The organism is Curtobacterium sp. 24E2, from assembly GCF_016925595.1.
In the GTDB taxonomy this organism is placed as follows: Bacteria; Actinomycetota; Actinomycetes; order Actinomycetales; family Microbacteriaceae; genus Curtobacterium.
The window spans coordinates 3,276,296-3,301,788 of the sequence record NZ_CP068987.1; the positions used below are offsets into that span (position 1 = coordinate 3,276,296).

Annotated in this window: 28 protein-coding genes and 6 pseudogenes; 16 read left to right on the forward strand and 18 right to left on the reverse strand. The window is 71.4% G+C overall.

From position 1 onward, the window contains the following. Window positions 1-207: 207 nt before the first annotated feature. The gene (locus tag JN350_RS15955) at window positions 208-507 is read right to left on the reverse strand and encodes a hypothetical protein (RefSeq protein WP_205462796.1); all 300 of its coding nucleotides are present in this window, start codon (window positions 505-507) and stop codon (window positions 208-210) included. Between the two features lie 226 nt (window positions 508-733). Here JN350_RS15955 and aspS point away from each other — a divergent pair, with 226 nt between their 5' ends. Beyond that, window positions 734-2,074: an aspartate--tRNA(Asn) ligase gene (gene aspS, locus JN350_RS15960; protein WP_123292088.1), complete on the forward strand. Its 1,341-nt coding sequence runs from the start codon at window positions 734-736 to the stop codon at window positions 2,072-2,074. 150 nt (window positions 2,075-2,224) lie between these two features. On the opposite strand, the gene JN350_RS15965 is transcribed toward aspS, so the two are convergent. The 5 genes from JN350_RS15965 to JN350_RS15985 all read right to left on the reverse strand — a co-directional run bounded on the left by JN350_RS15965 (window position 2,225) and on the right by JN350_RS15985 (window position 3,876). Continuing rightward, the gene (locus JN350_RS15965; protein ID WP_205462797.1) at window positions 2,225-2,518 is read right to left on the reverse strand and encodes a Dabb family protein; all 294 of its coding nucleotides are present in this window, start codon (window positions 2,516-2,518) and stop codon (window positions 2,225-2,227) included. Next, window positions 2,515-2,769 carry a glutaredoxin family protein gene (locus tag JN350_RS15970; protein ID WP_123338836.1) on the reverse strand — a complete coding sequence of 85 codons (255 nt, stop codon included), beginning with the start codon at window positions 2,767-2,769 and terminating at the stop codon, window positions 2,515-2,517. The genes JN350_RS15965 and JN350_RS15970 overlap by 4 nt, the downstream gene beginning before the upstream one ends. 69 nt (window positions 2,770-2,838) lie before the next feature. Then, window positions 2,839-2,937, reverse strand: a complete 99-nt coding sequence (locus JN350_RS15975) for a 30S ribosomal protein bS22 (RefSeq protein WP_003792170.1) — start codon at window positions 2,935-2,937, stop codon at window positions 2,839-2,841. 128 nt (window positions 2,938-3,065) lie between these two features. Then, window positions 3,066-3,260 carry a helix-turn-helix domain-containing protein gene (locus tag JN350_RS15980; RefSeq protein WP_205462798.1) on the reverse strand — a complete coding sequence of 65 codons (195 nt, stop codon included), beginning with the start codon at window positions 3,258-3,260 and terminating at the stop codon, window positions 3,066-3,068. Window positions 3,261-3,360: 100 nt separating this feature from the next. Continuing rightward, entirely contained in the window at window positions 3,361-3,876 is a 516-nt protein-coding gene (locus JN350_RS15985) for an ArsR/SmtB family transcription factor (protein WP_111084288.1), read from the reverse strand. Between the two features lie 74 nt (window positions 3,877-3,950). On the opposite strand from JN350_RS15985, the gene JN350_RS15990 reads away from it, so the two are divergent. After that, window positions 3,951-5,384: a TrkH family potassium uptake protein gene (locus JN350_RS15990; RefSeq protein WP_205462799.1), complete on the forward strand. Its 1,434-nt coding sequence runs from the start codon at window positions 3,951-3,953 to the stop codon at window positions 5,382-5,384. Between the two features lie 22 nt (window positions 5,385-5,406). Beyond that, window positions 5,407-6,072, forward strand: coding sequence for a potassium channel family protein (locus tag JN350_RS15995; RefSeq protein WP_111084290.1), 666 nt, complete (start codon window positions 5,407-5,409; stop codon window positions 6,070-6,072). Window positions 6,073-6,111: 39 nt separating this feature from the next. Here the strand turns inward: JN350_RS15995 and proC are convergent, their stop codons facing one another. Then, window positions 6,112-6,942 (reverse strand): pyrroline-5-carboxylate reductase, encoded by an 831-nt coding sequence (gene proC / locus JN350_RS16000; protein WP_205462800.1) that lies wholly within the window; start codon window positions 6,940-6,942, stop codon window positions 6,112-6,114. Window positions 6,943-7,006: 64 nt separating this feature from the next. On the opposite strand from proC, the gene JN350_RS16005 reads away from it, so the two are divergent. Beyond that, entirely contained in the window at window positions 7,007-7,963 is a 957-nt protein-coding gene (locus JN350_RS16005) for a cation diffusion facilitator family transporter (protein WP_205462801.1), read from the forward strand. Here the strand turns inward: JN350_RS16005 and JN350_RS16010 are convergent. Next, window positions 7,944-8,378 carry a nucleoside deaminase gene (locus JN350_RS16010; protein ID WP_123938773.1) on the reverse strand — a complete coding sequence of 145 codons (435 nt, stop codon included), beginning with the start codon at window positions 8,376-8,378 and terminating at the stop codon, window positions 7,944-7,946. The genes JN350_RS16005 and JN350_RS16010 overlap by 20 nt on opposite strands. A gap of 76 nt (window positions 8,379-8,454) precedes the next feature. On the opposite strand from JN350_RS16010, the pseudogene upp reads away from it, so the two are divergent. From upp to JN350_RS19790, 7 genes and pseudogenes are all read left to right on the forward strand, one after another. Further along, window positions 8,455-9,089: pseudogene (upp, locus tag JN350_RS16015) on the forward strand (uracil phosphoribosyltransferase). Window positions 9,090-9,586: 497 nt separating this feature from the next. After that, a pseudogene (locus tag JN350_RS16020) lies at window positions 9,587-10,356 on the forward strand (winged helix-turn-helix domain-containing protein). A gap of 277 nt (window positions 10,357-10,633) precedes the next feature. Then, window positions 10,634-11,146 (forward strand): MarR family winged helix-turn-helix transcriptional regulator, encoded by a 513-nt coding sequence (locus JN350_RS16025; protein WP_240347364.1) that lies wholly within the window; start codon window positions 10,634-10,636, stop codon window positions 11,144-11,146. After that, complete coding sequence (locus tag JN350_RS16030) at window positions 11,143-12,492, forward strand: cryptochrome/photolyase family protein (RefSeq protein ID WP_205462803.1); 1,350 nt, start codon at window positions 11,143-11,145, stop codon at window positions 12,490-12,492. Before JN350_RS16025 ends, JN350_RS16030 begins: the two co-directional genes overlap by 4 nt. Then, on the forward strand, window positions 12,489-12,827 hold the full coding sequence (locus JN350_RS16035; RefSeq protein WP_205462804.1) for a serine hydrolase domain-containing protein: 339 nt from the start codon (window positions 12,489-12,491) through the stop codon (window positions 12,825-12,827). Before JN350_RS16030 ends, JN350_RS16035 begins: the two co-directional genes overlap by 4 nt. A gap of 2 nt (window positions 12,828-12,829) precedes the next feature. Then, window positions 12,830-13,180, forward strand: a pseudogene (locus JN350_RS21155) (serine hydrolase domain-containing protein); the annotation flags it as partial. Between the two features lie 107 nt (window positions 13,181-13,287). Continuing rightward, the gene (locus tag JN350_RS19790) at window positions 13,288-13,944 is read left to right on the forward strand and encodes a hypothetical protein (RefSeq protein WP_240347365.1); all 657 of its coding nucleotides are present in this window, start codon (window positions 13,288-13,290) and stop codon (window positions 13,942-13,944) included. Between the two features lie 54 nt (window positions 13,945-13,998). Here the strand turns inward: JN350_RS19790 and JN350_RS16050 are convergent, their stop codons facing one another. Further along, window positions 13,999-14,970 carry a carbohydrate kinase family protein gene (locus JN350_RS16050; protein WP_205462807.1) on the reverse strand — a complete coding sequence of 324 codons (972 nt, stop codon included), beginning with the start codon at window positions 14,968-14,970 and terminating at the stop codon, window positions 13,999-14,001. A gap of 154 nt (window positions 14,971-15,124) precedes the next feature. Here JN350_RS16050 and JN350_RS16055 point away from each other — a divergent pair, with 154 nt between their 5' ends. Next, complete coding sequence (locus tag JN350_RS16055; RefSeq protein WP_205462808.1) at window positions 15,125-15,700, forward strand: hypothetical protein; 576 nt, start codon at window positions 15,125-15,127, stop codon at window positions 15,698-15,700. An 84-nt stretch (window positions 15,701-15,784) separates the two neighbouring features. On the opposite strand, the pseudogene JN350_RS16060 reads toward JN350_RS16055, so the two are convergent. From JN350_RS16060 to JN350_RS19795, 4 genes and pseudogenes are all read right to left on the reverse strand, one after another. Further along, a pseudogene (locus JN350_RS16060) lies at window positions 15,785-16,400 on the reverse strand (superoxide dismutase). 44 nt (window positions 16,401-16,444) lie between these two features. Continuing rightward, window positions 16,445-16,954, reverse strand: a complete 510-nt coding sequence (locus JN350_RS16065) for a flavin reductase family protein (protein WP_111084301.1) — start codon at window positions 16,952-16,954, stop codon at window positions 16,445-16,447. A gap of 144 nt (window positions 16,955-17,098) precedes the next feature. Next, window positions 17,099-18,622: an MFS transporter gene (locus tag JN350_RS16070; protein WP_205462809.1), complete on the reverse strand. Its 1,524-nt coding sequence runs from the start codon at window positions 18,620-18,622 to the stop codon at window positions 17,099-17,101. Between the two features lie 226 nt (window positions 18,623-18,848). Next, window positions 18,849-19,415 carry a substrate-binding domain-containing protein gene (locus JN350_RS19795; protein WP_240347366.1) on the reverse strand — a complete coding sequence of 189 codons (567 nt, stop codon included), beginning with the start codon at window positions 19,413-19,415 and terminating at the stop codon, window positions 18,849-18,851. Between the two features lie 56 nt (window positions 19,416-19,471). On the opposite strand from JN350_RS19795, the gene JN350_RS19800 reads away from it, so the two are divergent. After that, entirely contained in the window at window positions 19,472-19,693 is a 222-nt protein-coding gene (locus JN350_RS19800) for a hypothetical protein (protein ID WP_240347367.1), read from the forward strand. Between the two features lie 47 nt (window positions 19,694-19,740). Here the strand turns inward: JN350_RS19800 and JN350_RS21160 are convergent. Together JN350_RS21160 and JN350_RS16080 are read right to left on the reverse strand one after the other, a co-directional pair. Continuing rightward, window positions 19,741-19,881 (reverse strand): annotated as a pseudogene (locus JN350_RS21160) (LacI family DNA-binding transcriptional regulator); the annotation flags it as partial. Beyond that, window positions 19,860-21,895: pseudogene (locus JN350_RS16080) on the reverse strand (aldo/keto reductase). The pseudogenes JN350_RS16080 and JN350_RS21160, both read right to left, overlap by 22 nt. 202 nt (window positions 21,896-22,097) lie before the next feature. Between JN350_RS16080 and JN350_RS21165 the strand changes: the two are divergent. The 3 genes from JN350_RS21165 to JN350_RS16100 all read left to right on the forward strand — a co-directional run bounded on the left by JN350_RS21165 (window position 22,098) and on the right by JN350_RS16100 (window position 23,228). Beyond that, the gene (locus tag JN350_RS21165; protein WP_205462810.1) at window positions 22,098-22,247 is read left to right on the forward strand and encodes a twin-arginine translocation signal domain-containing protein; all 150 of its coding nucleotides are present in this window, start codon (window positions 22,098-22,100) and stop codon (window positions 22,245-22,247) included. Window positions 22,248-22,443: 196 nt separating this feature from the next. Further along, a complete protein-coding gene (locus JN350_RS16095; protein WP_240347368.1) occupies window positions 22,444-22,968 on the forward strand; it encodes a TetR/AcrR family transcriptional regulator in 525 nt (174 codons plus the stop codon). Window positions 22,969-23,057: 89 nt separating this feature from the next. After that, window positions 23,058-23,228, forward strand: a complete 171-nt coding sequence (locus tag JN350_RS16100; protein WP_159574085.1) for a hypothetical protein — start codon at window positions 23,058-23,060, stop codon at window positions 23,226-23,228. Window positions 23,229-23,673: 445 nt separating this feature from the next. Here the strand turns inward: JN350_RS16100 and ribH are convergent, their stop codons facing one another. From ribH to JN350_RS16115, 3 genes are read right to left on the reverse strand one after another with little or no spacing between them, the layout of a single operon-like run. Next, window positions 23,674-24,153: a 6,7-dimethyl-8-ribityllumazine synthase gene (gene ribH, locus JN350_RS16105; RefSeq protein ID WP_123292070.1), complete on the reverse strand. Its 480-nt coding sequence runs from the start codon at window positions 24,151-24,153 to the stop codon at window positions 23,674-23,676. Then, window positions 24,150-24,830: a 3,4-dihydroxy-2-butanone-4-phosphate synthase gene (gene ribB, locus JN350_RS16110; protein ID WP_205462811.1), complete on the reverse strand. Its 681-nt coding sequence runs from the start codon at window positions 24,828-24,830 to the stop codon at window positions 24,150-24,152. The genes ribH and ribB overlap by 4 nt, the downstream gene beginning before the upstream one ends. Then, a complete protein-coding gene (locus tag JN350_RS16115; RefSeq protein ID WP_205462812.1) occupies window positions 24,830-25,483 on the reverse strand; it encodes a riboflavin synthase in 654 nt (217 codons plus the stop codon). The genes ribB and JN350_RS16115 overlap by 1 nt, the downstream gene beginning before the upstream one ends. Window positions 25,484-25,493 lie beyond the last annotated feature (10 nt).

Genomic DNA, 25,493 nt, shown 5'->3' on the forward strand with positions numbered 1-25,493 from the left:
CGGTGGCCCCCAGGCGCGCGCGCTCGGCGCGGAGCCGCGCGCGCTCGTGATGGGCTGCGTCCCATTCGCGCAAGCGACGCCGGATCTCGTCGTGCTCCCAGATGACACGGCGCGCCTTCCTCGGTCTGAACCGGTACTTCCGCCTGATGCGTTCTCGCCACTCGGCCTCTCGACGCTCCAAGAGCTCGACCACCGGATCACGCTCCGTCACTCCGTGTTCGTCCACGTTGCCTCTCTTCCCGTGATGAGTTCCAACACGATGTTGCCCACCGCCTCGTCGTCGTCCCGAAGAATCTGCATTTCGTACATCGCTTTCGCGCTGGCGCGACCGAGCTCGGCGCGACCGATGTCGTCGGCGCACGTCTGCTCCACCGTCCAGACGAAGCGCGACCAAGCTCGGTCCCGCTGCTCGCGCGCGACGTCCCGCCGCCACCGGATGACCGCCCACAGCCCACCGACGAACGCCGCGAGCAGCGTGAACGCCGCTGTGCACAGCGCTGCTGCCACGACCGCGACCGCCGCAGGCGGCCAGGTCGCGAGCTCCCCGTCCCCGTCCCCACCCGGTCCCCCTCTCGTCCCGCGACCCGGCCACGTCGAGAACGCTACGGACCCACGCGACGCCCCACGGGCCTCCCGGTCAGACCTGTGGACGACGCCGAGCGCAGGCCGCCCTGTGGAGGGGAACACCCTGCGGACCGACACCGCCGGACGCAGACGGTTAGACTCGACCACCGTGATCGAACGCACCCGCATCGCCGACCTCGCTGCCCTCCCCGACGGCCCCGTCTCCGTGGCCGGATGGGTCGAGACCGTCCGAGACCAGAAGAAGGTGCAGTTCGTCGTCCTCCGCGACGAATCCGGCGCCGTCCAGCTCGTGAACCCCGCCACGCGCGAGGCCGAGGACGGTGACGACGCCGCCCAGGCCGCGCTCGCCACCACCACCGAGATCTCGGCCCTCGCCCACGGCACCTTCATCCACGCCACCGGCACCCTGAAGCACGACGAGCGCGTCAAGCTCGGCGGGCTCGAGGTCAAGGTCGGCACGCTCGAGGTGGTGAGCGCCGCGATCCCGGAGACCCCGATCGCCGACGACTCGTCGCTCGACAAGCGGCTCGACTGGCGCTTCCTCGACCTGCGCAACCGCAAGCAGAACCTCATCTTCCGCATCCAGACGACGCTGGAGCACGCGTTCCGCACCTACTGGGTGGACCGCGACTACATCGAGATCCACACGCCGAAGCTGATGGCGTCGGCGTCCGAGTCGCGCGCCGAACTCTTCCAGCTCGAGTACTTCGAGACGACCGCCTACCTGGCGCAGTCGCCGCAGAACTTCAAGCAGATGGCGCAGCCGGCCGGCTTCGGCGCCGTGTTCGAGATCGCCGACGCGTTCCGCGCGGACCCCTCGTTCACGAGCCGCCACGCGACCGAGTTCACGAGCGTCGACGCCGAGTTCTCGTGGATCGAGTCCCACGAAGACGTCATGGCGATGCACGAAGAGGTCCTGGTCGCCGGCATCACCGCCGTCAAGGAGAAGTACGGCAAGGACATCGAGGAGGTCTTCGGCTTCGAGCTGCAGGTCCCCGCGACGCCGTTCCCCCGCGTGACCCTGGCCGAGGCCCGGAAGATCGTGGCCGACAGCGGACACGACGTCGTCCGCGCCGACGGTGACCTGGACCCCGAGGGCGAGCGCCGCGTCGCCGCCTGGGCGAAGGAGCACCACGGTTCCGAGTTCGTGTTCGTCACCGAGTACGACGCCTCGATCCGGCCGTACTACCACATGCGCAAGCCGGGCGACCCGTCGCTCACGAACAGCTACGACCTCATCTTCAACGGCGCGGAGATCTCCACGGGCGCGCAGCGCGAGCACCGCGTCGACGTGCTCGAGGCGCAGGCCGTCGAGAAGGGCCTCGACCCCGAGGAGCTCGGCTGGTACCTCGACTTCTTCCGCTACGGCGTACCGCCGCACGGTGGGTTCGGCATGGGCCTCGCGCGCGTGCTGATGCTCATGCTGGGTGAGCCGTCCATCCGCGAGGTCACGTACCTCTTCCGTGGACCGACGCGCCTGACCCCGTAGTCACGTCACGCGTCTCCCCGCGCGAGCGCACTTGGTGAACAGGAATGGTCGCCTCCCGATGTGGGAGGCGACCATTTCTGCGCACGCAGCGCACGCAGCGCACGCAGCGCACGCAGCGCACGCAGCGCCGGGGCGGGACGGAGGCCCGGCTCAGCTCTGCCAGTCGATGGCAGCCCGCCCCGTGACCAGTCCACGGATCTCGGCTGCGGCAGCCTGGTGATCCGGGTGCACCTGGTACTCGTCGAGTCCGGCGAGGTCGTCGAACGACGCGACGACGGCGACGTCGCTGTTCTTCTCCGGGTAGGCGACGTTCTCGACGACCTCGAGCGAACGGATCGACCCGATGGTGCCGCTCAGGCCGGTGAGGAGTTCGCGGATCCGGGCGATGGTCGCGGCGCGGTCGAGGTCTTCGCGCAGGGTCCAGGCGACGACGTGGGAGATCATGCGGGGGAACCGGCCTTCTCGAGGGCACGTGCGAGCCGGTCGGCGTCGACGTGCCAGTTGCTGTGGACGCGCCCGTCGACCAGCACGACGGGGATGTCCTCCGCGTACTCCTGGCGGAGGGCGTCGTCGTCGAGGATCGAGCGTTCCTGCAGGGTCACGCCAGGGTGTTCGGCGACGACGCGTTCGACCACGGGCCGTGCGTCGTCGCAGAGGTGGCATCCGGGCTTCGTCAGGAACGTCACTGCGGGCATGGCTCCAGCGTAGCCCGGGAACGCAAAAGCCCCGGCGAACCGGGGCTTCACGTGCAGACCTCTCTCGATCTACTTCTTGTTGCGACGCTGGTGACGCGTCTTGCGAAGGAGCTTGCGGTGCTTCTTCTTCGCCATGCGCTTGCGACGCTTCTTGATGACAGAACCCATGTGGACCTCGCTCGGACTGTGCTGATGTATCGGACACCGGGCCGTCGAGACCGCGGAAAATCAACCCGGCCGAGTCTACCGGAGGGCTGACGCGATGTCGAACGCGCCCGGAACGGACGTGCGTGCGTTCAGCCGACGTCTGCGATGCCACCGCGCAGCACGTCGGCGACGGCTGACTCGGGGACACGGAAGGACCGGCCGAAACGGATGGCGAGGAGCTCACCGGCGTGGACCATGCGGTACACGGTCATCTTCGAGACACGCATCATCTCGGCGACCTCAGCGACGGTGAGGAAGCGCACGTCGTCGAAACTGCCGGTCATGATCCGCCTTCGGTGGCTCGCACGCGATCCGCGCACGGGTTTGGTGTGACCTGTGTGGTCACTGGCAACTGTAGAGGCGCGTGCGACCCAGTGTCCAGGCTCAGTCTTCGTCGCCGCGGCGGGTGAAGCGCTTGCGGCTGCGGTCGACGACACGCTCCCAGCCCTGCTGCGCGCCCGAGATCGCCGCGGTGGCCCGGTAGGACGCCTCGGCCATGACGCGCCCGAGCTCGGTCCCGACCTCGACGGTGGTCTTGCCGGCCGCACCGCTCCGGCGGACGGACACGGGCTGACCGTCGGGGGTCCACGCCGTGGTCGCGGGCATGCCGTCGGCGTCGACCGCCCCGGTGAACGGCAGGACCCAGTCCTCCAGCGACACGAGCGGTTCCGGGTCGAGCCGGTAGAAGCGGTGCTGCCCCTCTTCACGGCTGGTGACGAGTCCGATGTCGCGCAGGACCCGGAGGTGCTTCGACACCGTCGGCTGGCTGACGCCCAGCCGTTCCACCAGCTGCCCGACGCTGAGTTCCCCGCCGGTGACGTCCGATCCGTACGCGGCGAGGAGGGTCCCGAGCAGCTCGCGCCTCGTGGGGTCCGCCACGACGGAGAAGATGTCGGCCATGCGAGCAAGGCTAGCCGGGGCACCACGGATGTACCATGACGAACCGTCCCGGCCCATGTCCTCGGAGGCATACGATGCTCGACCGTACCGAGCCGCTCCCGCGGCACGTGACCGTCACCCGACGACGGGGCGGACGGATCGCGACGGTCCTGCGCTCGTCGCCGTCACGTCTGGCGATCCTGGTGTTCGTCGCCCTCATCTTCGTGTTCACGGCGCTGTTCATGACCCCGTGGGCGGCGGCCGACGGCACCGGCACGCACTTCTCCGACGCGCTGTTCACGGCGGCCTCGGTGGTCTGCGTCACGGGCCTCGCGACCGTCGACATGGCCACGCACTGGTCGGTGTTCGGCAAGGTCCTCGTGGTGATCGGGACGCAGATCGGCGCGGTGGGCGTCCTGACCTTCGCGTCGATCCTCGGGCTCTTCGTGACCCGCAAGCTCGGGCTCCGCGCGAAGCTGATGGCCGCCGGCGACTCGAACCCGCTCCGCACCCACCACGGGGCCGTCCCCGAGGGGCAGGCCGTCCGCCTCGGCGAGGTCGGCACCCTGCTCGCCACGGTCGCGGTGAGCACCCTGTCGATCGAGATCGTCCTCGGCCTGCTGCTGCTGCCGTCCGTGCTGATCGCCGGCATCCCGTTCTGGACCGCGGTCGGCGACTCCTTCTACTACGCCGCCATGGCGTTCACGAACACCGGCTTCTCGCCGAACGCGGACGGCCTCGACCCGTTCGCCCACGACTACTGGTTCCTGACGCTCCTGATGATCGGTGTCGTCGCGGGGTCGATCGGCTTCCCGGTCATCCGCACCCTGACGAAGCAGCTGCGCACCCCGCGCCGGTGGCCCATCCACGTCAAGCTCACGCTGGCCACGAGCGCCGTCCTGCTCGTCGGCGGTGCGATCGTCTACACCGCGCTCGAGGCGTCGAACCCGACGACCTTCGGCGAAGAAGGAGCCGGCCGGACCGCGTTCCAGGCGCTCTTCCTGTCGACGATGACCCGGTCCGGCGGCTTCTCGCTCGTCGACTTCGACCAGCTGAACGGGTCGAGCCTGCTCGTCACCGACATGCTCATGTTCATCGGCGGTGGGTCGGCCTCGACCGCCGGCGGCATCAAGGTCACGACCCTCGCCGTGCTGTTCCTCGCCGCGGTCGCCGAGGCACGCGGCCGCCAGAGCATGGAGGCGTTCGGCCGCCGGATCCCGAGCGACGTGCTGCGGGTCGCGGTCGCCATCGTGCTCTGGGGCGCGACGATCGTGGCGGTCGCCACCGTTGTGCTCCTGCAGATCACCGTCGACTCGCTCGACCGGGTGCTGTTCGAGGTGATCTCGGCGTTCTCGACCAGTGGGCTGTCCTCCGGCGTGTCCGCGAACCTGCCCGAGTCCGGCAAGTACGTCCTGGCCGCCACCATGTTCCTCGGCCGGGTCGGTACAGTGACCATCGCCGCAGCCCTGGCCGCGAGTCAGAGCCGGCAACTGTTCCGCCGTCCCGAGGAGAGGCCGATCGTTGGCTGACCGAACCCGTCCCCCGCACCCGATGGGTGCGATCAGTCACGACGCACCCGTGCTCGTCATCGGCCTCGGCCGGTTCGGCGCCGCCACCGCCGGTCAGCTCGAGCGCCAGGACCGCGAGGTTCTGGTCGTCGACACCGACCCGGGCCTGGTGCAGAAGTGGTCCGACCGGGTCACGCACGCCGTGCAGGCCGACGCGACCGACATCGACGCGCTGCGCCAGATCGGTGCGCAGGACTTCGCGATCGCGGTCGTCGGCACGGGCAGCGACCTGGAGTCGAGCGTGCTGATCACCGCGAACCTGGTCGACCTCGGCATCCCGCAGATCTGGGCGAAGGCCATCAGCCGGTCGCACGGCACGATCCTGTCCCGCATCGGCGCGAACCACGTCGTCTACCCGGAGCGCGAGGCCGGCGAGCGCACGGCGCACCTGGTGTCCGGGCGCATGCTCGACTTCATCGAGTTCGACGACGACTTCGCGGTGGTGAAGATGTTCCCGCCGCGGGCGGTGCGCGGCAAGGACCTCGCGACCACGGTGATCCGCACGCGGTTCGGTCTGACGGTGCTCGGCATCAAGCCGCCGGGCAGCCCGTTCGTGCCGGCGACCCCGGAGAGCATCATCGGCGAGAACGACGTGATCATCGTCTCGGGGTCCGAGACGGACCTGGAGCGCTTCGCCGCCTACGAGTAGCGCGCTCGGCGTCGGTCGAGCCTGCCGCGCCGGCCGTGCCTACGACGCCGCGATCTCCTCCGCACGCGCGACCGCCGCGCGCGACGCGCGCAGGAACGTGTCGGCCAGGTCGGCGTCCTGCAGCACCGCGACTGCCCGCTCGGTGGTGCCCTTCGGGCTCGTGACGGCGCGCCGCAGGTCGGCGGGTCCGCGATCCGACCGGTCGAGCAGCTCGACGGCGCCCCGGAGCGTGCCCTGCACCATCGTGGCTGCCTGGTCCGGGGTGAAGCCGAGCGCTTCGGCAGCGCGCTGCCACTCCTCGACGAGCAGGAAGACGTAGGCGGGGCCCGAGCCGGACACCGCCGACAGGGCGTCGAGCTGCGCCTCGGGCACCTCGATCACCCGTCCCGACGCCGTGAACACCGACGACGCGAGCGCGACGGCATCGGCGTCCGCCGAGGCCCCGGCGCTGATCCCCGTGACGCCGTGGCCGACGCCGATCGGCGTGTTCGGCAGCGCACGGACGACGCGGACCCCGTCCGGCACCCGCGACTCCATGCTCGCGGTGGTGGTGCCGACCGCGACGCTGACCAGCACCGCGCCGGGCTCCAGCTCGGCGGCGACCTCGTCGAGCAGGTCCGCGATCATGTACGGCTTCACGCCGACGACGACGAGTGCCGCACCACGGACGGCCGCGCGGTTCGCGCCGGGGTCGGTGTCGCTCGCGGTGGCGTCGAGCCCGCGCTCCCGGTGGGCGGCCGCCGACGCCTCGGACTTCGTCGTGAGGGTCACGGTTGCCGGGTCGAGTCCGGCGGCGAGCAGGCCGTCGAGGACCGAGCCGGACATGGAGCCGACGCCGAGCAGGGCGGTACGGGGCAGGTCGATCGTCATGCTCCCGACCCTACCGACCGGCCTCGCCTAGGATCGTCTTCCAGATCCGGAGAAGGGGACAGCTGTGAGCGCTTCAGGAGGCACGAAGGCGATCCTCGCCGCACTCGGTGCGAACGTCGGCATCGCGATCGTGAAGTTCGTCGCGGCGGCGATCAGCGGGTCCGCGTCGATGCTGGCCGAGGGCGTGCACTCCCTGGCCGACTCCGCGAACCAGCTCCTCCTGCTGCTCGGCGGTCGCCGGGCACGCCGTGCCGCCGACGAGGAACACCCGTTCGGCTACGGCCGCGAGCGCTACGTGTACGCCTTCGTCGTCTCGATCATCCTGTTCTCCGTCGGCGGCGTCTTCTCGCTCTACGAGGGCATCGAGAAGCTCACCCACCCACATCCGCTCGAGAACTGGTGGCTGCCGCTCCTCGTGCTCGTCATCGCGATCGGGCTCGAGGGCTTCTCGCTCCGCACCGCCCTGAAGGAGGCCCGGCCGCAGAAGGGCTCCCAGAGCTGGGTCCAGTTCGTCCGCCGCGCCAAGGCGCCGGAACTCCCCGTCGTCATGCTCGAGGACACCGCGGCACTGCTCGGCCTGGTGTTCGCACTCTTCGGCGTCGGACTGACCGCGATCACCGGCAACGGGGTGTTCGACGCGATCGGCACGATCTTCATCGCCGCCCTGCTCATCGCCGTCGCCGTCGTCCTGGGCATCGAGACGAAGAGCCTGCTCGTCGGCGAGGGTGCGACCGCCGCCGACGTCGAGCGGATCAAGCACGCGGTGCTCGACGGCCCGGAGGTCGACTCGATCATCCACATCAAGACCCTGTACCTGGGCCCGGACGAGCTGATGGTCGGCGTGAAGGTCGCCGTCGACGGCGACCGCCGCCTGGGGGACGTCGCCGCGGGCATCGACACGGTCGAGCAGCGGGTGCGCTCCGCGGTGCCGATCGCCCGGGTCATCTACGTCGAGCCCGACGTGCTCCGCACCGGTCCGCGCCCGCCGACCGAGGCGATCGTCATCCTCGCCGCTGACTGAAGAACGCGTCGAGCAGCGCGGCGCACTCGCGTTCGAGCACGCCGCCGACGACCTCGGAGCGGTGCGGCAGCCGGCGGTCCCTGGCGATGTCGTAGACGCTGCCGGTCGCGCCCGCCTTCGGGTCCCACGCGCCGAACACGACCCGCGGCACGCGCGCGGCCAGGATCGCCCCGGCGCACATCGGGCACGGCTCGAGCGTCACGACGAGCGTGTGCTCGTCGAGGTGCCAGTCCCCCGTGACCGCGGCTGCCGCACGGAGCGCGAGCACCTCGGCGTGGGCGGTCGGGTCCTGCAGCGCCTCGCGCTCGTTCCGGCCGACGGCGACGACCACGCCGTCGCGGTCGAGCACCACCGCCCCCACGGGCACGTCGCCGGTCGCCAGGCAGGCCCGGGCCTCGTCGAGCGCGCGCTCCATCGCCGGGACGAACGGGCGGGCAGCGGGCGCTTCCACGGGACCTCCAGGTGGTCGGCAGCACGGTAGGCTCGACCCTATGCGAGTCCACGTCGCCGACCACCCGCTCATCACCCACAAGCTCTCGGTGCTCCGCGACCGGACCACACCCTCCCCACGTTCCGCGCCCTGACCGAAGAGCTCGTCACGCTCCTCGCGTACGAGGCCACGCGGAACGTCCGGGTCACCGCGACGCCCATCGACACCCCCGTGGCGCACACCATGGGCGTCTCGATCGCCAAGCCGCGTCCGCTCGTCGTCCCGATCCTGCGTGCCGGCCTCGGCATGCTCGAGGGGATGGTCAAGCTCGTACCGACGGCCGAGGTCGGGTTCCTCGGCATGGCCCGCAACGAGGAGACGCTCGAGCCGCAGACCTACGCCGAGCGCCTGCCCGACGACCTGTCCGGCCGACAGTGCTTCGTGCTCGACCCGATGCTGGCCACCGGCGGCACCCTCGCCGCCGCCATCGACTTCCTGTTCGCCCGCGGCGCCGAGGAGATCACCTGCGTGTGCATCCTCGGTGCGCCGGAGGGGCTCGCCATGGTCGAAGAGGCCGTCGGCGACCGCAACGTCTCGATCGTCCTCGGTGCCCTCGACGAGAAGCTCGACGAGAACGGGTACATCGTGCCCGGTCTCGGCGACGCCGGCGACCGCCTCTACGGTCTGGCCGAGTAGGCAGTCGACGTCACCGACGATCGACGGGAGGCCCGTGGCGACACCGCCACGGGCCTCCCGTCTTCCGTGAGCCCGGTCCACCGCCACCGGTGCGCGGAACGCACCGTCTGCCCGGACGGTTGACACCGCCTTGGTATACCGCCGATACTCATCCCATGACTGCAACCGTGTCCACCCGCGTCCTCTCCGAGGTCCAGGGGACTGCCGGCATGATGATGCCGGTCGCCGTCATGCGTTGTCGAATGTGTGCCTGATCGGCACCCGTTCCAGCCGGATCCCCCGCGACACCACCCCGGTCGCGAGCGTGTGATCCCCGGGTGACGGACACCGTCGGCGACGCGCACCACGTCACGAGGTCTGTCTCCCGTTCCCCCGGGTCCGCCCCGGTCCGCAGCAGGACCGCAGGGCACATCGGCATCCAGCCGTACCCGGGTCGACGCATTCGACACCGCCGCCAGCGCCACACGCGCACCGGCCACATCGCCCGGAGAACCACCATGTCGCTCACCATCGCCCAGCCCCGCACCGCGCTCCGCACCGCCGCTCCGGCGCCGACCGACCTCGGTACGGTCACCCCGATCCGTCCGCGTCCCGCGACACCGGCCACGACCGGGCAGACGAGCGTGCCGACCAGCCCGGTCGTCGCACCGCCGCGCAACCGCTCCCTGCCCGAGGGCACGGAGGCCCGTGGCTTCGCGCTCTACGTCGGGATCGACGAGGCGAAGGCGGCAGCGGCCGGCACGACGCTCGCAGCCGTCGTCGAGCAGCTGAAGGCACTGACCGCGCAGCTGGTGCCGAGCTCGGAGACCTACGCGGCCGTCGCCGTCGCCGCGGAGCAGTCCGGCGGCCGTGACGTCGACGTCGTGCGACTGGCCCTGCAGGACCGGTCCGCGGTCGCCGCCCGCAAGCAGGCCGAGAAGCCCGAGCCGGAGGAGACCGGGGTCGTCATCGACATCTCCCGCAAGCGCGTCACACTCGACGGCGAAGCAGCTCCCTGACCTACAAGGAGTTCGAACTCCTGCAGTTCCTGGTGCTGCGCGAGGGCCAGACGGTGGACCGCTCGGCCATCATCGACGGCCTGTGGTCGGACGGCGAGGACGAGACCCCGAACGAGCGCACCATCGACGTGCACGTGCGTCGTCTCCGCTCCAAGCTCGGCGCGTTCGAGGAGATCGTCCGCACCGTCCGCGGCGTCGGGTACCGGTTCGACCGGCATGCCGACGTGGCCGTGCGGTACGCCTCGACGCCGTCGCCCGACCTCTTCTGATCCTGATCGGTCGCTCTTGGTGAACTCGCAGCGAACGACGCACGGGGAGGCTAGCGCGCCGTTACCGCTTCGTTATACAGTCGGTCGAGCAGACGGTGTTTGCTGTGGCACCGCCTGCGGAATGTGATTGCAGGAAACTCTTGGTGCAAGGGAGAGGGCCGGTCGCTCGGAAGAGCGGCCGGCCCTCGTGCATGTCCGAGCGCATGCATGTCGAACCCGCGCCTGTCGGGCGCCGTCGGTAGTGTGGACGGACCGTCCGACCAGAGGGAGCGCCATCGTGAGCGAGTCACGCCGCAGCGAGAAGGCGACCGCCGTCGCTGCCTGGGAATCACTGTTCCGCGCCCAGGTCACCGTGATGCGGAGCCTCAACGCGGACTTCCCCGGCGGCGAGATCTCCTTCAACGAGTACGACGTCTGCTTCAACCTGTCGACGCAACCCGGCCGACGCTGCCGCATGCGTGACCTCACCGGCCACCTGCTCCTCACCCAGCCGAGCGTGAGCCGTCTGGTCGATCGCCTGCTCGCCCGCGGGATCGTCGAGAAGCAGCCGGATCCGTCCGATGCCCGCGGCGTGATCGTGGCACTCACCCCGCACGGGTTCGACGTCTACCGCCAGGTGGCCGTGCAGCACGCGGCGAGCATCGCGCAGCAGGTCGGCGCCGGACTGTCCGACGCCGAACTCCGCACCCTCACCGAGCTCTGCACGAAGCTTCGCCTCGCGGTCGGCACCGCACCGGGCCGACGATCCGTCACGCGGTCGGTCTCCGAGTCGGACCCGGCACCGGTGTGACCGGCGCACTGGTCTGGCTCCGCGACGACCTGCGGCTTGCCGACAACCCAGCGCTGCGTGCCGCGATCGACCACGGTGGCGACGTCACGGTGGTCTACGTCCTCGACGACGAATCCCCCGGCATCCGTCCCGCCGGCGCCGCCAGCCGCTGGTGGCTCCACCACTCGCTCACCGCACTGGACGGCGAACTCCGTGACCGCGACTCGCGGCTGGTGCTGCGACGGGGTGCGGCCGCCGCGGTGATCGACGCCCTCGTCGCCGACACCGGTGCCGACGCCGTGTTCTGGAACCGTCGGTACGGTCCGGCCGAGCGCGAGGTCGACGCCGGCATCAAGAGCGCCCTGCACGACCGCGGCATCGAGGCCCACAGCTTCGCGGCGAGCCTGCTCTGGGAGCCGTGGACCGTCCGCACCGGACAGGGCGAGCCGTACAAGGTGTTCACCCCGTTCTGGCGTGCTGCCCAGGCGATGCCGGAACCACGGCACCCGCTCCCGAAGCCCCGCGACCTGCCCGCTCCGGCGCGGGTCGCGAGCGACGACCTGAGCGAGTGGGACCTCCTGCCGACCCGTCCCGACTGGGCCGGCGGACTCCGCGACGCCTGGGAGCCCGGCGAGCACGGCGCACACCAGCGACTCGAGCACTTCGTCACCCACGCGCTCGAGGACTACGACCAGCGCGACGAACCCGCCATGGCCGCCACGAGCGACCTGTCCCCGCACCTGCGCTGGGGCGAGGTCAGCCCGCACCAGGTGTGGCACCGGCTGCACGGAGCGCTCGAGCCCGAGCAGCGCCAGAACGCCTCCGCCTTCCTGCGACAGCTGGCGTGGCGCGAGTTCAACTGGAACGAGTACTTCCACTGCGAGGACATCACGACGGTGAACGTGCGTCGCGAGTTCGACGCGTTCCCGTGGCGGGACGCCCCGGCGGCCGAGGTCGACCGGTGGCGCACCGGGACGACCGGGTTCGACCTCGTCGACGCCGGCATGCGCGAGTTGTGGCACTCCGGCGCCATGCACAACCGCGTCCGGTTGGCGACCGCGAGCTTCCTCGTCAAGAACCTGCTCGTCGACTGGCGCGTGGGCGAGCAGTGGTTCTGGGACACCCTCGTCGACGCCGACTCCGCCAACAACGCCGCGAACTGGCAGTGGGTCGCCGGGTCGGGCTTCGACGCGGCGCCGTACTTCCGGGTGTTCAACCCCGACCGGCAGCTCGAGCGCTTCGACCCGCACCGCGAGTACGTGCACCGGTGGGTGCCGTCGGAGGAACTCCGGCCCGAGCCGATGGTCGACCTCAAGGTGACCCGGCAGCGCGCCCTCGACGCCTACGCCGAGATGCGCCGGTCATGAGCCCGTGGGACACCGCCGTCACGCAGGTCGACGCGCTCTTCCGTGACCGTGTCGACCGGGGCGTCGCACCGAGCAGTGCGTGGGGCGTCTTCGACCGGACGGGCCTCGTCGCCTCCGGGGGCCACGGCGATCGCGGCGACGGGCAGCGGCCGGACGCCGACACCGTCTACCGGATCGCGTCGTGCACCAAGAGCGTCACCGCGGCGACGCTGCTGACGCTGGTGTCCGACGGTCGGCTCGACCTCGACGCGCCGATCACCGCGTTCGTCCCGGCGTTCGGCGCCGTGCCCCTGCCCACGCCGGACTCCCCGTGCCGACCGTGCGGATGCTGCTGACCATGTCGGCCGGCTTCCCCACCGACGACCCCTGGGCGGACCGGCAGGAGTCGATCAGCGACACCGAGCTCGACGACGTCCTGCGCCGCGGGCTGTTGTTCGACTCCGTGCCCGGCACCCGGTTCGCGTACTCGAACCTCGGCTACGCCCTGCTCGGGCGGGTCGTCGCCGTCGTCACCGGCCGTCCGTTCACCGAGGCGGCACGCGACACCGTGCTCCGTCCGCTCGGTCTCGACCACACGGTGTTCAGCGCCGCAGAGGCGCTGGGACCGGTCGTCACCGGGTTCCGCCCGCACGACGGCGACTGGGAGCCCCTGCCGATGACCGGCCCGGGGGCGTTCTCGTCGATCGGTGGCCTGTTCTCCACCGTCCGCGACCTCGCACGGTGGGCGACGCACCTCGGGTCGGCGTCCTCCGATGCTCCGGAACCCGGCCCGGTCTCCCCGCGGACCGCCGTCTCATGCAGCAGGCGATGCGGGTCGTGCCGTCGTCCGTCATCCCCGGCGCGTCACGCGCCACGGCGTACGGCTTCGGGCTGTTCGTCGAGCAGGACGCCCGGTTCGGCGAACTCGTCTCGCACTCCGGCGGCTACCCGGGATTCTCGGCGCACATGCGCTGGTCCGCTCAGACCGGGCTCGGCGTCGTCGCGTTCGAGAACGCCACGCAGGCGAAGGTCTCCGCCGCAGCCCAGCAGGCGCACGACCTCCTGCTGGATGCAGCGCGTCCGGCGGCGTCCGACGGGCACGCCGACACGACGACCGGACCGGTCCGCCGCCCCGGCGCCGAGCCGACCATCCGCGCGACGCGAGCGGCGCAGGCTGCCGTGACGGGCCTCCTGACCGACTGGCAGGACGCCGTGGCGGACGCGGTCTGCACGCCGAACGTGGCGATGGACGTCCCCTACGACCGTCGCCGTCGTGCGATCGCCGCGGCGGTGGCCGAGGTGGGCGCTGACCTGACCGCCGCTCCCGTCGCCGAGGAGTCGTCGACGCCGTCGCACCTCCGGTGGTGGCTGCCCGGCACCTGCGGGCGCTTGCGCGTCGAGATCCGGCTCGCCCCCGCCGCGGCCGGACGCGTCCAGACCCTCACCGTCGTGGCGGAGCCCGCCGAGCACTGACGTGGTGGAGCGCACGCGAGAAGCCGGCCAGGTCCGCGCCGCGCTCCTTCCTCGTCACACCGGAGGGCGACCACCCACGAACCCGAGTGCTCGGGCCGCGACGCGGGTGCCCTCACGTGCAGCCGCTCCGACCCGCACGGGATCCGTCGCCCACGCCCGCACGAAGCCCGCGGCGAACGCGTCACCAGCGCCGACGGTGTCGACGACCGTGGCCGGCGTCGCGGGGACGCGGTGGACGCTCCGTCCGCGTCGCCCCACCAGCACGCCGTCGGCGCCCACCGTGACCACCACGAGCGGTACGTGCTCGGTCAGTCGCCGCACTGCGTCGTCGAGGTCGGTCGTGCCCGTCAGTTCGAGGGCCTCCTGCCCGCCGGGGAAGAGGACGTCGACGCCGACGAGGGCCTCGAGGAAGGCGGGGGCACCGACCGACCGGACGATGGCCGCCGAGGACGGGTCGAGCGACACCCGGGCCGACCCGAGCCGAGCACGGGCGACCAGGGACGCGATACGGTCGGCGCCGCCTCCGAGCATGGCGTGCCCGGTCAGGTGCACGATGTCCGCGCGTCGGGCCACGGCCTCGGGGACGTCCGTGGCGGTGAGCTTCCCGCTCGCGGCAGGGTCGGACATCGCCGTGCGGCCGCTGTCGTTGCGCACCGACACCACGACCCCGGTCGAGGTCATTGCGTCGTACCGCAGGTGCGGACGGACACCGGCGTCCTCCAGCGACCGCTCGTGGCGGTAGACGTCGTCGACGCCGACCCGCGCGACCAGGTCGACCTCGGCACCGAGCCAGCCGAGCCAGGCAGCGGTGTTGCCGGCAGCACCGGTCGGTCGGTGACGGATGACGGCGGCGGGATCGTGGACGCCGATGGTGTGCGCGGTCGTCTGCACGAGCACGCCGTCCAGGACGTCGCCGACGACCAGGAAGCGTTTTCCGGCTCCCCGACGGCGCCCCGCGACCACCCGTCCGGCACGGGTCCCCTCGGGCTGCGACACGGGCACGGAGCCCTCTTGCGGCATGGACATCTGCCCCAGTGTACGGGGAACCGAGTATTGCTCCGTTTTCGGGCCGGTACAGGCGGTTGCAGCAGGTGACTCCCCGACCGAGCGACCGGTAACATACTCCATGACACCGAGCGGTCGATCGCGTGACCGCCGCCGCCGATCCGACGGAGAAGCCATGCCCCGGAAGCCCGACCCGACACTCAAGCCGGCGATCCTCGAGAAGGTCACCCTGCACCTGCTCGACACCAAGCTCGAGGACGTCTCGGTGCGCAGCCTCGGTCGCGTCCTGGGCACGAGCGCCTACCCGATCGTCTACCACTTCGGCTCACGCGACGCGCTCATCGACTCGGTCGTCGAGCACCTGGCCGACACGGTCTGTCACGCCGTGCTCGATCCCGGCGCGGACCGCGCCGCGCTCGGTGACTACCTCGTCACCACCTTCGGCGGGCTCGGCGACCCGCACCGAGCCCTCGCCGCGCGGCTCACCTTCGAACTCGGTTCGGTCGAGGCGTTGGACGGCCGCACCCGACAACGCGGTCTGCACCGAGACCGCGTCGCCGCGATCGCCGCGTGGTGCCTCGCGCACGGCTACGACGCCGCGGCAGCCGACCGCGCCGCGCACGACGCCGTGATGGCCGCGCGCGGTGCGCAGTGGAGCGCGATCGTCGACCGGGAGCGCACCGACGCCGACGCCGTACTCCGCGCGATCGCCGACCGGCTCGCCGCGGGCGCGGCCGTCCCCGCGGCCTGATCCACGAACGGGAGGCACGGTGCCAGCTGGCACCGTGCCTCCCGTTCGTCCGTCGGTCGCGTCACGCGACCCGCGGTCGGTGGGTCAGAGCGTCACGAACGACTGCGACTTCGCGTTGGCGAAGCGCGCCGCGACGTTCTCCCAGTCGACGATGTTCCAGACGGCCTTGACGTAGTCCGCCTTGACGTTGAGGTAGTCGAGGTAGAAGGCGTGCTCCCACATGTCGAGCAGGAAGATCGGCACGAGACCGAACGGCACGTTGGCCTGCTGGTCGAACAGCTGGAACGTGGTCAGCTTCTGGCCGACGGTGTCCCAGGCCAGGACGGCCCAGCCGGAGCCCTGGATGCCGTTCGCGACAGCGGCGAACTGCGCCTTGAAGGTGTCGAACGAGCCGAAGAACTCGTCGATCGCCGCGGCGAGCCTCGCCCTCGGGGACCTTGGTGTCCGGGCCGAGGTTGGTCCAGAAGATCGAGTGGTTGACGTGGCCACCGAGGTGGAACGCCAGGTCCTTCTCGAGCTTGTTGATCGCACCGAAGTTGCCCGACTCGCGCGCTTCACCGAGCTGCTGCAGCGCGGTGTTCGCTCCGGTCACGTAGGCCTGGTGGTGCTTGTCGTGGTGCAGCTGCATGATCTTGCCGCTGATGTGCGGCTCGAGTGCGGCGTAGTCGTACGGCAGCTCCGGCAGGGTGTACTCAGCCATGTGAGGTCCTTTCGATCAGTGGGTTGCGGATGGGATTCCGCGGCTCACGAGAGCCGGGAACGATCGGTGAGGGAGTGGAATTCCCGGTTGTGGTAGACCAGCGGCTCGCCGTGCTCGAGGCCGACGACGATGTCGAGGACCTCGGCGACGACGACGGTCGAGCTGCCGATCGGGGTCGTGGAGAGCGGACGGCACCGGAGCGCGCTGGCGGCGCTGGGCAGGTAGCGGTCGCCCGAGGGCAAGGTGCCCCAGATCGGGTCGTCAGCGGTCGGGCTGCCGGTCGAGGCGAAGCGTCGCGCGAGTGCGACGCTCAGCGAGTCGACCAGGTGGACGACGAAGACCGGCGCGCCGAGCACGACCCCGGCGGACCCGGAGTTCGTGGAGAGCGAGAACACGAGCACCGGCGGGTCGACCGCCACACTCGCGACGCTCGAGGCGGTGAGTCCGGTCGGACCGTCGGGCCCCTCGGCGGTGATGACGGCGACGCCGGCCGGGTGCCCGCGGAACGCGGACTTGTACGCTTCGGCGATGTTCGCCGGGGCTTCGTCGGGCATGGTGTTCGTCGTCGTTCCTTCGCGCGGGGTGTGCCGTCACTCGGCGGCCATGTCCCAACGTATGACCTGAACCATGGTTGAGGTCAACGATTCACAGGTTCGACCGCTCCCGGGCGCGCCGCATGACGCCGCGTGACGCGTCGCTCAGCGGCGCTTGAGCATGACGACGGCGCCCGCGGCGGCGATCACCATGAGCACCGCAGCGACGCCGGCCGTGATCGTCACGCCGGAGTCGAACGCCGCCCGCGCCGATTCGAGCAGGGCCTGACCGGCGCCGCCGCCGAGGGACGACGCGGCGGACACCGCACCGCCGAGCGTCTCCTGGGCAGCGGTGTGCGCGGTCGAGCTCAGTCCGCCCGGCACGACGACGTGCGCCCGGTAGGTGCTCGCCAGGATCGTGCCGAGGACAGCCGTGCCGAGCACCGCGCCGATCTCGTACGCCGTCTCGGACATCGCGGACGCCGCACCGGCCTTGTCCGCCGGGGCGGTCGAGATGATGAGGTCGTTCGTGACGGTCTCGGACGCGCCGATCCCGATGCCGAGCAGCACGAACGCGAACGCCAGCGCCGCGATCGACGCATGGTGTCCGAGGATCGCCACCAGGGCGTACGCGGCCGCCGAGAACAGCAGCGAGACCGACACGACCCAGCGCGGCGCGACGCGGGCGACGACCGGCACCACCGCGAGGCCCGCGACGATCGTGAGCACCGAGCCGGGGATGAGCACGACGCCCGAGGCGAACGGGTCGAGCCCCGCCACGAGCTGCAGGTGCTGCGCGATGAAGAACAGGAAGCCGGTCAGCGAGAACATCGCCATCAGGTTCATGAGCACACTGCCGGTGAACGCTGTGCTGCGGAACAGGCGCAGGTCGAGCATCGGCGTGCGCGACCGCAGCTGCCGGCGGACGAACGCGATGCCGCAGACGACCCCGACGGCGAGCATCGCGACGGCGAACCCGCGCTCCTCCGGGTGCACGAACGACTTGATCGCCCAGGCGATCGGCGCCAGCGCCCCGAGGGACAGGAACATGCTCGGCACGTCCACGGGCCCGGGCATCGGGTCGCGCGACTCCGGCACGCAGAACGGGACGCCGACGAGCATGAGCACGAGGATCGGCACCGCGACCAGGAAGACGCTGCCCCAGTGGAAGTGCGCGAGCAACGTGCCACCGACGAGCGGACCGAGGGCGTTGCCGGCCGCGAACATGGTCGACCAGACGGCCAGCGCCATCCGCCGCTCCCCCGCGTCGACGAAGACGTTGCGGATGATCGAGAGCGTCGCGGGCATGAGCATCGCCCCGAACACCCCCATCGCGATCCGGGCAGCGACGAGCATCCAGGCGTCGGTCGCGAAGGCCGCGGCGACGGAGAACAGCGCGAAGCCGCTGGCCCCGATCACGAGGATCCGACGGCGGCCGATGCGGTCACCGATGCTGCCCATCACGACGAGCAGCCCGGCCAGGACGAGCGGGTACGCGTCGACGATCCAGAGCTGCGTGGTGGCGTCCGGGTTGAGCGCACGACTGATCGACGGCAGTGCGAAGCTCAGCACGGTGTTGTCCACCGAGATGAGCAGGACCGGCAGCATCAGCACGGCGAGCGCGAGGAACCGTCGAGCGCGGCTGCCGGTGACGCGAGTGGCGATGGGGCTGGTGAGCAGTGCGGACACGGCGGACTCCTGGGACTTCGAGCCGGACCTGGTCGACGGCGGGCGGTGCGTGGGGCAGACGAGACGGGACGCGGGATGGACACGCGCCCCGTCAGGACTCCGTCAGTGTACCGTCTGGACGGTGATGGTTGCAAATGCAACCAACAGACTGACGGGAGGCCCGTGGCGGGCTCGCCACGCGCCTCCCGTCCGACGGTTGGTCCCGCCCAGAGCGGGGCGGCCGTCGTCAGGCGGAGTCGCGGACCAGCAGGCTGTGGCGCACGGTGCGCTGCACTGCAGCGCCGTGCCGCGGCAGCTCACCGGCGAGCATGCCGAGCGCGAGCGTGAGGGCCTCACGCGCGACGGCGTCGAGGTCGACCGCCAGGGTCGTCAGCATCGGCGACACCAGAGCGCCGAGCGGCAGGCCGTCGACGCCGACGACCCGGACCTCACCGGGGACGTCGACGCCCGCGCGGCGGCAGGCCTGCAGCACGCCGAGCGCCATCACGTCGTTGAAGGCCAGGATCGCGTCGAGTCGGCGCTTCCGAGCCAGGATCCGCACCGTCTCGTCGGCACCGCACTCGGCGGTGCCGTGCGGCGCGTGCACGAGCTCCGGCAGGTAGCCGCGGCGGCGCAGCGCGCCCAGCATGAGCAGGCCGCGCGCGCTCGTGTGGTCCGGCGACGAGTTGTCGAGCACGACGGGGTGCCGCACCCCGGTCGCCACCAGGTGGTCGGCGAGGGCTTCGATCGCGTCGGCGGGGTCGATCCACACCGCTGCCGTGGGCGGGTCGGAAGACGGGTCGAGCTCGACCATCGGCACGTTGCCGAGGAGCTCTGCTCCACCGGTGCCGGCGCGAGCCGAGGTAGCCGATGACCACGTCGGTCTGCGCGCCGAGCGCCTGCACCATCCGGTCGGCGTCGCTCGCCAGGTCGACGTCGGCGAGCATGACGTTCCACCCCTGCTCGGCGGCGAGCCGGAACACGGCGGACGCGAGCTGGGGCGTGTACGGGTTCCGCAGGTCGTTCACGACGAGCCCGAGCTGGTGGTCGCCGCCGGTGACCAGCCCGCGGCCGAACCGCGACGGCCGGTAGTCGAGCGACGCCGCGACGGCGAGCACCCGTTCCTTCGTGGTCGCGCTGATGCCGGACATGCCGTTCATCGCGCGGGTGACGGTCTGCCGGGACACCCCGGCGGCCGCGGCGACGTCGATGATCGTCGCGCGGCCGCCGGAGTGCGGGCCGTCCGGTGGCGACTGGGTCAGTCGCGGAGGTCCAGCCATGCCACCTGTTCCGGGGTGAGGTCGACGGAGAGGCCCGTCATGGACGATCGGGCTTCCGCGATCGTACGCGGTCCGAAGAGCGGGAACGTCGGGAACGGCTGGTTCAGCACGTACGCCAGGGCGATCGCCGTGGCGGGGACGCCGAACCGGTCGCCGAGCTCCCGCGCGCGACGGAGCCGCTCGAAGTTCTCGTCGCTGTAGTAGCAGCGGACGAGCTCGGCGTCGCTGGTGTCCTCCGGCGTCGCGCGGCCGGTGAAGAAGCCACGGGCCTGCGACGACCACGGCAGCAGCGGGACCTGACGCTCCTCGAGCCACGCCTTCGACGCGGCGTCGGTCGCGTGCTCGCAGCCGTCCCACGGCACGTCGTACGCCTCGGCCAGGCCGAAGTGGTTGCTGAGGACCTCGAACTCGTGCTTGCCGTTCGCCCGCGCGTAGGCGTTCGCCTCGTCGAAGCGTGCCGGTGTCCAGTTCGACCCGCCGTACACGCGGATGCGGCCGGCCCGACGGTGCTCGTCGAGGACGTCGACGAACTCCCCATCGGGATGTCCGGGTTGTCGCGGTGCATCATGTAGATGTCCGCGTAGTCGGTGCCCTGGCGCTCGAGGCTCTCGAGCAGCTGCTTCGTCAGGGACTCCGGGTCGCAGAACGGCGTGTGCGCACCCTTCGTGATGACCACCACGTCCTCGCGGACACCGCGGTTCTGGATCCACTTGCCGAGCCGGCCCTCGAGCACACCGCCGCCGTAGATGTAACCGGTGTCGAAGACGTTGCCGCCCTGCTCGACGAACAGGTCGAAGATCGCGCTGGCGTGCGCCAGGTCCGGCTGGTTGTCGACGCCCATCACCAGGCGGGACATGCGCTTGCCGACGCCGGGCACCTCGCCGTACTGCATGGGGTTGTCGGCCGCCACGGTGAGCGGACGGCCGCTGACGGTCGGGATGTCGGCGGTCTCGGCCTCGAACGGGTAGCGCAGGCCGATCGCGGCGCGCCACTTGTCGAGCGTGCGGGCCGTCGCGAGGGACTCGTCGATCGTCATCTGTGCTGCCTCGACCGCACCGGCACGCAGGGCGTCGGTGGTGGCGTCAGCCTCGCGGGCGTAGGGGTGCTCGCCGGCGAAGGACAGCGTGCGCGGGTCCTCGTCGACGGTGTGCACCTCGATCGTCGGGTCGGCGCCCAGGGTCCACGGGTCGGCGAGCAGGAGGCGGCCACGCGTGCCGTACACCGCGACCGCGTTGTCGTCCTGCACGAAGATGCCGGTGCGGACGGATGCCGTGATGCCGCCGCGGTAGGTCAGCTGCGCGACGGTCCACTCGTCGACACCGGTCGGCCCGAGGGTTCCGGTGGCGGTGAGCTCCGTCGGCTCGGCGACGGCGACACCGGTCGCGGCCTGCACGATCGCGGCGGCCATCGTCACCGGGTACCCGCCGACGTCGAGGATCCCGCCGCCTGCCGTGTCGACGTCGAACAGTCGGCCGCTCCGCTCACCGGTACGGAACGCGAACGAGGCGTCGATGTGCGTGACCTCGCCGATCACGCCGTCCCGCACGAGGTCGAGCAGTGCGGCGGTCTGGGGGTGGAAGCGGTACATGAACGCCTCGACCAGCGGCAGGCCGGCCTGGCGTGCGGCATCGGCGAGCGCCATGGCGGTGCCGTGGTTCGGGGCGAGGGGCTTCTCGCACAGGACGGCCTTGCCGGCCTCGAGCGCGGCGAGGACGAGCCGCGCGTGCCCGGTGTGCACGGTCGAGACGTACACGGCGTCGACGCGCGGGTCGGCGAGGACCTCGTCGTAGGTCGCAGCGGAGACGTCGGCGAACCCGAGCTGCGCGGCTTCGTCGGCGAAGGTCTGCGCCCGCTCGGTGGACGAGCTGCCGGCGGCCACCAGGGCACCACCGCTCGCGGGCAGCTGGGAGAGGAAGCGGCGGGCGATGCCCCCGGGGCCGAGGACGGCCCAGCCGGGGCGGTCGGCGACCGTCGGAGTCGGGGTGCTGGCGGTGTTCGCGGTCTGCGCTGACATGCGGATCCTTGTCGTCTCGTGAACCTTCACGGTGACGACGACGCTAGTGCCACACGCCCGTTGGATCAATGCGGAACTGCTTGACACGGCGTGTCTCACAGAGGATGCTCTGGACCACTTCGTGAGCGTTCACGGTCGAACGCTCCGGGGACCCGGTATCGCTGTGTCCAACCCGATCTCAACGACGAGAGCAGGTAGTTTCGTGACGTCATCTCCATCGATCAGTCTCAGCAGGCGGGGGTTCCTCGCCGGCGCAGGTGCCCTCGGAGCCCTCGCCGCCACCGCCCTGTTGGCCGGGTGCTCCACGAGCACCGCCATCTCGAAGGACCCTGACGAACTCGTCCGGCGGTGATGGCCGGCGCCGTGATCAGCGTGTTCCCGCTCATCGGAGTCTTCATCATCGGCTCGCGCCACTTCATCGCCAACATCGCCGCCGGAGCGCTGAAGGGCTGACGGGCCGAGCGCCCCGACCGGCAGGGTGCAGGCGTCGCGGGACGGCCCGCGACGCCTGCACCTGCTCGCGCACAACTCCTCCTAGACTCGTGCCCATGGCCAGTGCCCGCGACCGCGTCCTCGACAGCTTCGTCGCCATCGTGTGCGAAGACGGCGAACGTCCCGCGACGCTCGACGCCGTCGCCGCCCGCGCCGGTGTCTCCAAGGGCGGGCTGCTGTACCACTTCGGCTCCAAGGCGGCCCTGGTCGAGGGGCTGTGCGAGCGGCTCTCCGACCTGTCCGCCATCGACGTCGAGCGCATGGCCGAGGCCGAGGACGGCGCCGCCCGCTACTTCGTCCGCAACTGCCTGTTCGTCGGCAGCGAGCTCGACCTCGCGCTCCTCGCTGCGAGCCGCCTGCAGCAGGCCGGCTACGAAGAAGCGGGCCGGACCCTCGACGACACCGAGAACGCGTGGCTCGAGACCCTCGTCGACGCGCTCCACGACGAACCCACCGCCCAGGCGGTCAAGCTCCTCGGTGACGGCCTGTACCACCAGGCCTCCTCGGTGCCGCGAGCGACGGTCGACCGAAGCGCAGCACCGTCGACATGGAGGCGCTCCTCGCCGTCGTCGACCGTCTGATCGCGACGAAGCCCGGCGCGTGAACGACCATCCCCGTTCCTGGGGATAGACTTGGCGACGTTCCACTCGTCGACACCCGGAGGTATCCCGTGGGCCGCGTCATCGCCGCTGTTTTCTCGATCCTGCTGCTGCTGGTGTCGATGTACCTGTTCGGGTTCGCGTTCCAGGTCGACTCGGGCCAGGCGTTCATCTTCATGGGCGGTCTGATCCTCATGACCCTCTCCTTCTTCCTGCCGATCCACGTGTTCGGCAAGCGGTAACCACTCCGCACGCAGAACGGCCCCGCACCTCTCGAGGTGCGGGGCCGTTCTGCGTGCCGGCATCCGCAGCCGCAGCCGCAGCCGCAGGCAGCGTGCTGTGCACAGCCTGAGTGCATTCGAGCCGCGGCACCACGCGGCGCGGATGCACGTTGGTTGCGCAAACGGTCACGTGCTCGGAACGCGCGACGCCACGGACGGGAGGCGCGGCGCGCGACCGCCACGGGCCTCCCGTCCGCCGTCGCGCACGTCCACTGCCCGCTGCACAACCACAGTGCGCTCGCGCCGCGACATCGCGCGGTTCGGGCGCATCGTGGTTGTGCGCAGCGCCAGCCGCGCCAACCGCGACGAGCGCGACGAGCGCCAGCCCCGCGCGCCGCGCGAGCGCGCGCTGCGCGCCGCGCGGGCGCGCCGCGCGCACCAGCCGCCAGCCGCCAGCCGCCAGCCGCTACGCGAGCACGCGCAACGAGCGCAGCGTCACCGCGGTCGCGACGGCGGCGTGCACGGCCTCGGCGCCCTTGTCCTCCTTCGAGCCGGGCAGCCCGGCACGGTCGATGCCCTGCTGCTCGTCGTCCAGGGTCAGCACGCCGAACCCGACGGGCTTGCCGGTGTCGATCGCCACGCGGGTGAGCCCGCTCGTGGCGGCGTCGGACACGTACTCGAAGTGCGGGGTGCCGCCCCGGATGATCACGCCGAGCGCGACCGCGGCGTCGAACCCGGCCTCGAGGGCGGTCTTCGCGACGACGGGCAGCTCGAAGCTCCCCGGGACCGGGAACACCGACGCGGTGGCGCCGAGCCGTTCGACCTCGCGCTGCGCCCCGGCGAGGAGGCCCGCCGCGATCGTGTCGTGCCACTGCCCGGCGACGATGGCCACCCGGATCCCGGTGCCGTCGACGTGGTCGCGGTCCGCCGCGCCTGCTCCGCTCATCGTGCTGTTCCTTCCGTGGACAGGGCAACTGCTGCCGCCGTCCGGTCTGCCGCGTCCAGCCACTCGACGAGCGCGGCGATGGTGATGACGGGCACGCCCTCGCGCGCCCCGAGTGCGACGAGCGCCGGCAGCCGCATCATGCTGCCGTCCTCGTCGACGATCTCGCAGATCGCCGCGGCGGGCCGGAGCCCGGCTGCGGTGACGAGCTCGATCGCGGCTTCGGTGTGCCCCGCACGCTCGCGGACCCCGCCCGGTCGTGCCCGCAGGGGCACGACGTGGCCGGGGCGGTGCAGGTCGTCGCGCACCGAGGTCGGGTCGGCGAGGACCCGCAGCGTGCGCGCTCGGTCGTGGGCGCTGATGCCGGTGGTGACCCCGACGGCTGCGTCGACGGTGACGGTGTAGGCGGTGCCACGGACGTCCTCGTTGTGCTGGACCATCGGCGGCAGGTCGAGTGCGTCGGCGATCTCGGCGCTCACGGGCGCGCAGATGAACCCCGACGAGTGCGCCACGGTCCAGGCGATCCACTCCGGCGTCGCGAGCTCGGCGGACAGGATGACGTCGCCCTCGTTCTCGCGGTCCTCGTCGTCGACGACGATCACCGGGCGGCCGGCCGCGACCGACGCGATCGCGGCCTCGACGCTCGACGAGCCGAGGGCCTGCGGGACCGCGGCGACCATCACCGGGCCTCCGAGCCGACGGTCTCGAGCGAGCCGACGGCGGCGTCGAGCCGCAGCATCCGGCGCACGTGCCGCGCGAGCACGTCGGTCTCGACGTTCACCCGGTCCCCCGGCACGCGCAGGCCGAGGGTCGTGGCCTCGAGCGTCTCCGGGATGAGGCTGACCTCGAACCAGGCGGCGTCCGGCGCGGTGTCCTCCGGCGAGACGGCGCTGACGGTGAGCGAGACGCCGTCGAGCGCGATCGACCCCTTGTCGACGACGAGCGGGCTGAGCGCCGGCGCGAGCGAGAACCGCACCCGGCGCCAGCCGTCGCCGTCCGCGGTCTCGAGCACGGTGGCGGTACCGTCGATGTGGCCCTGCACGATGTGGCCGCCGAGGCGGTCGCCGACCGACGCGGCGCGCTCGAGGTTGAGGCGGTCGCCCACCCGCAACGCTCCGTGCGCGCTCATGTCGAGCGTCTGCTTCATGACGAAGGCCGTGAAGGAGTCGGGGGTCTGCTCGACGACGGTCAGGCAGACGCCGCTGGTGGCGATGGAGTCGCCGTGGCTGGCGTCCGCGACCACGATCGGCCCGCGGACGGTGAGCGCGACGGAGTCGCCGTGCTGCTCGACGGCGGTGACGGTGCCGAGTTCCTCGATGATGCCGGTGAACACTGGTGTCCTC

Coding starts and splice junctions, on each gene's coding strand:
- JN350_RS19800 (WP_240347367.1), top strand. CDS start 19,472: ATGACCACGTCGGTCTGCGCGCCGAGCGCCTGCACCATCCGGTCGGCG.
- JN350_RS16035 (WP_205462804.1), top strand. CDS start 12,489: ATGAGCCCGTGGGACACCGCCGTCACGCAGGTCGACGCGCTCTTCCGT.
- JN350_RS16050 (WP_205462807.1), bottom strand. CDS start 14,970: ATGTCCATGCCGCAAGAGGGCTCCGTGCCCGTGTCGCAGCCCGAGGGG.
- ribB (WP_205462811.1), bottom strand. CDS start 24,830: ATGGTCGCCGCGGTCCCGCAGGCCCTCGGCTCGTCGAGCGTCGAGGCC.
- JN350_RS15965 (WP_205462797.1), bottom strand. CDS start 2,518: ATGATCTCCCACGTCGTCGCCTGGACCCTGCGCGAAGACCTCGACCGC.
- JN350_RS15975 (WP_003792170.1), bottom strand. CDS start 2,937: ATGGGTTCTGTCATCAAGAAGCGTCGCAAGCGCATGGCGAAGAAGAAG.
- proC (WP_205462800.1), bottom strand. CDS start 6,942: ATGACGATCGACCTGCCCCGTACCGCCCTGCTCGGCGTCGGCTCCATG.
- JN350_RS15985 (WP_111084288.1), bottom strand. CDS start 3,876: ATGGCCGACATCTTCTCCGTCGTGGCGGACCCCACGAGGCGCGAGCTG.
- JN350_RS15970 (WP_123338836.1), bottom strand. CDS start 2,769: ATGCCCGCAGTGACGTTCCTGACGAAGCCCGGATGCCACCTCTGCGAC.
- JN350_RS16095 (WP_240347368.1), top strand. CDS start 22,444: ATGGCCAGTGCCCGCGACCGCGTCCTCGACAGCTTCGTCGCCATCGTG.
- JN350_RS15980 (WP_205462798.1), bottom strand. CDS start 3,260: ATGACCGGCAGTTTCGACGACGTGCGCTTCCTCACCGTCGCTGAGGTC.
- JN350_RS16065 (WP_111084301.1), bottom strand. CDS start 16,954: ATGCCCGACGAAGCCCCGGCGAACATCGCCGAAGCGTACAAGTCCGCG.
- ribH (WP_123292070.1), bottom strand. CDS start 24,153: ATGAGCGGAGCAGGCGCGGCGGACCGCGACCACGTCGACGGCACCGGG.
- JN350_RS15990 (WP_205462799.1), top strand. CDS start 3,951: ATGCTCGACCGTACCGAGCCGCTCCCGCGGCACGTGACCGTCACCCGA.
- JN350_RS16055 (WP_205462808.1), top strand. CDS start 15,125: ATGCCCCGGAAGCCCGACCCGACACTCAAGCCGGCGATCCTCGAGAAG.
- JN350_RS15995 (WP_111084290.1), top strand. CDS start 5,407: ATGGGTGCGATCAGTCACGACGCACCCGTGCTCGTCATCGGCCTCGGC.
- JN350_RS16010 (WP_123938773.1), bottom strand. CDS start 8,378: ATGGAGCGCGCGCTCGACGAGGCCCGGGCCTGCCTGGCGACCGGCGAC.
- JN350_RS19790 (WP_240347365.1), top strand. CDS start 13,288: ATGCAGCAGGCGATGCGGGTCGTGCCGTCGTCCGTCATCCCCGGCGCG.
- JN350_RS19795 (WP_240347366.1), bottom strand. CDS start 19,415: ATGGTCGAGCTCGACCCGTCTTCCGACCCGCCCACGGCAGCGGTGTGG.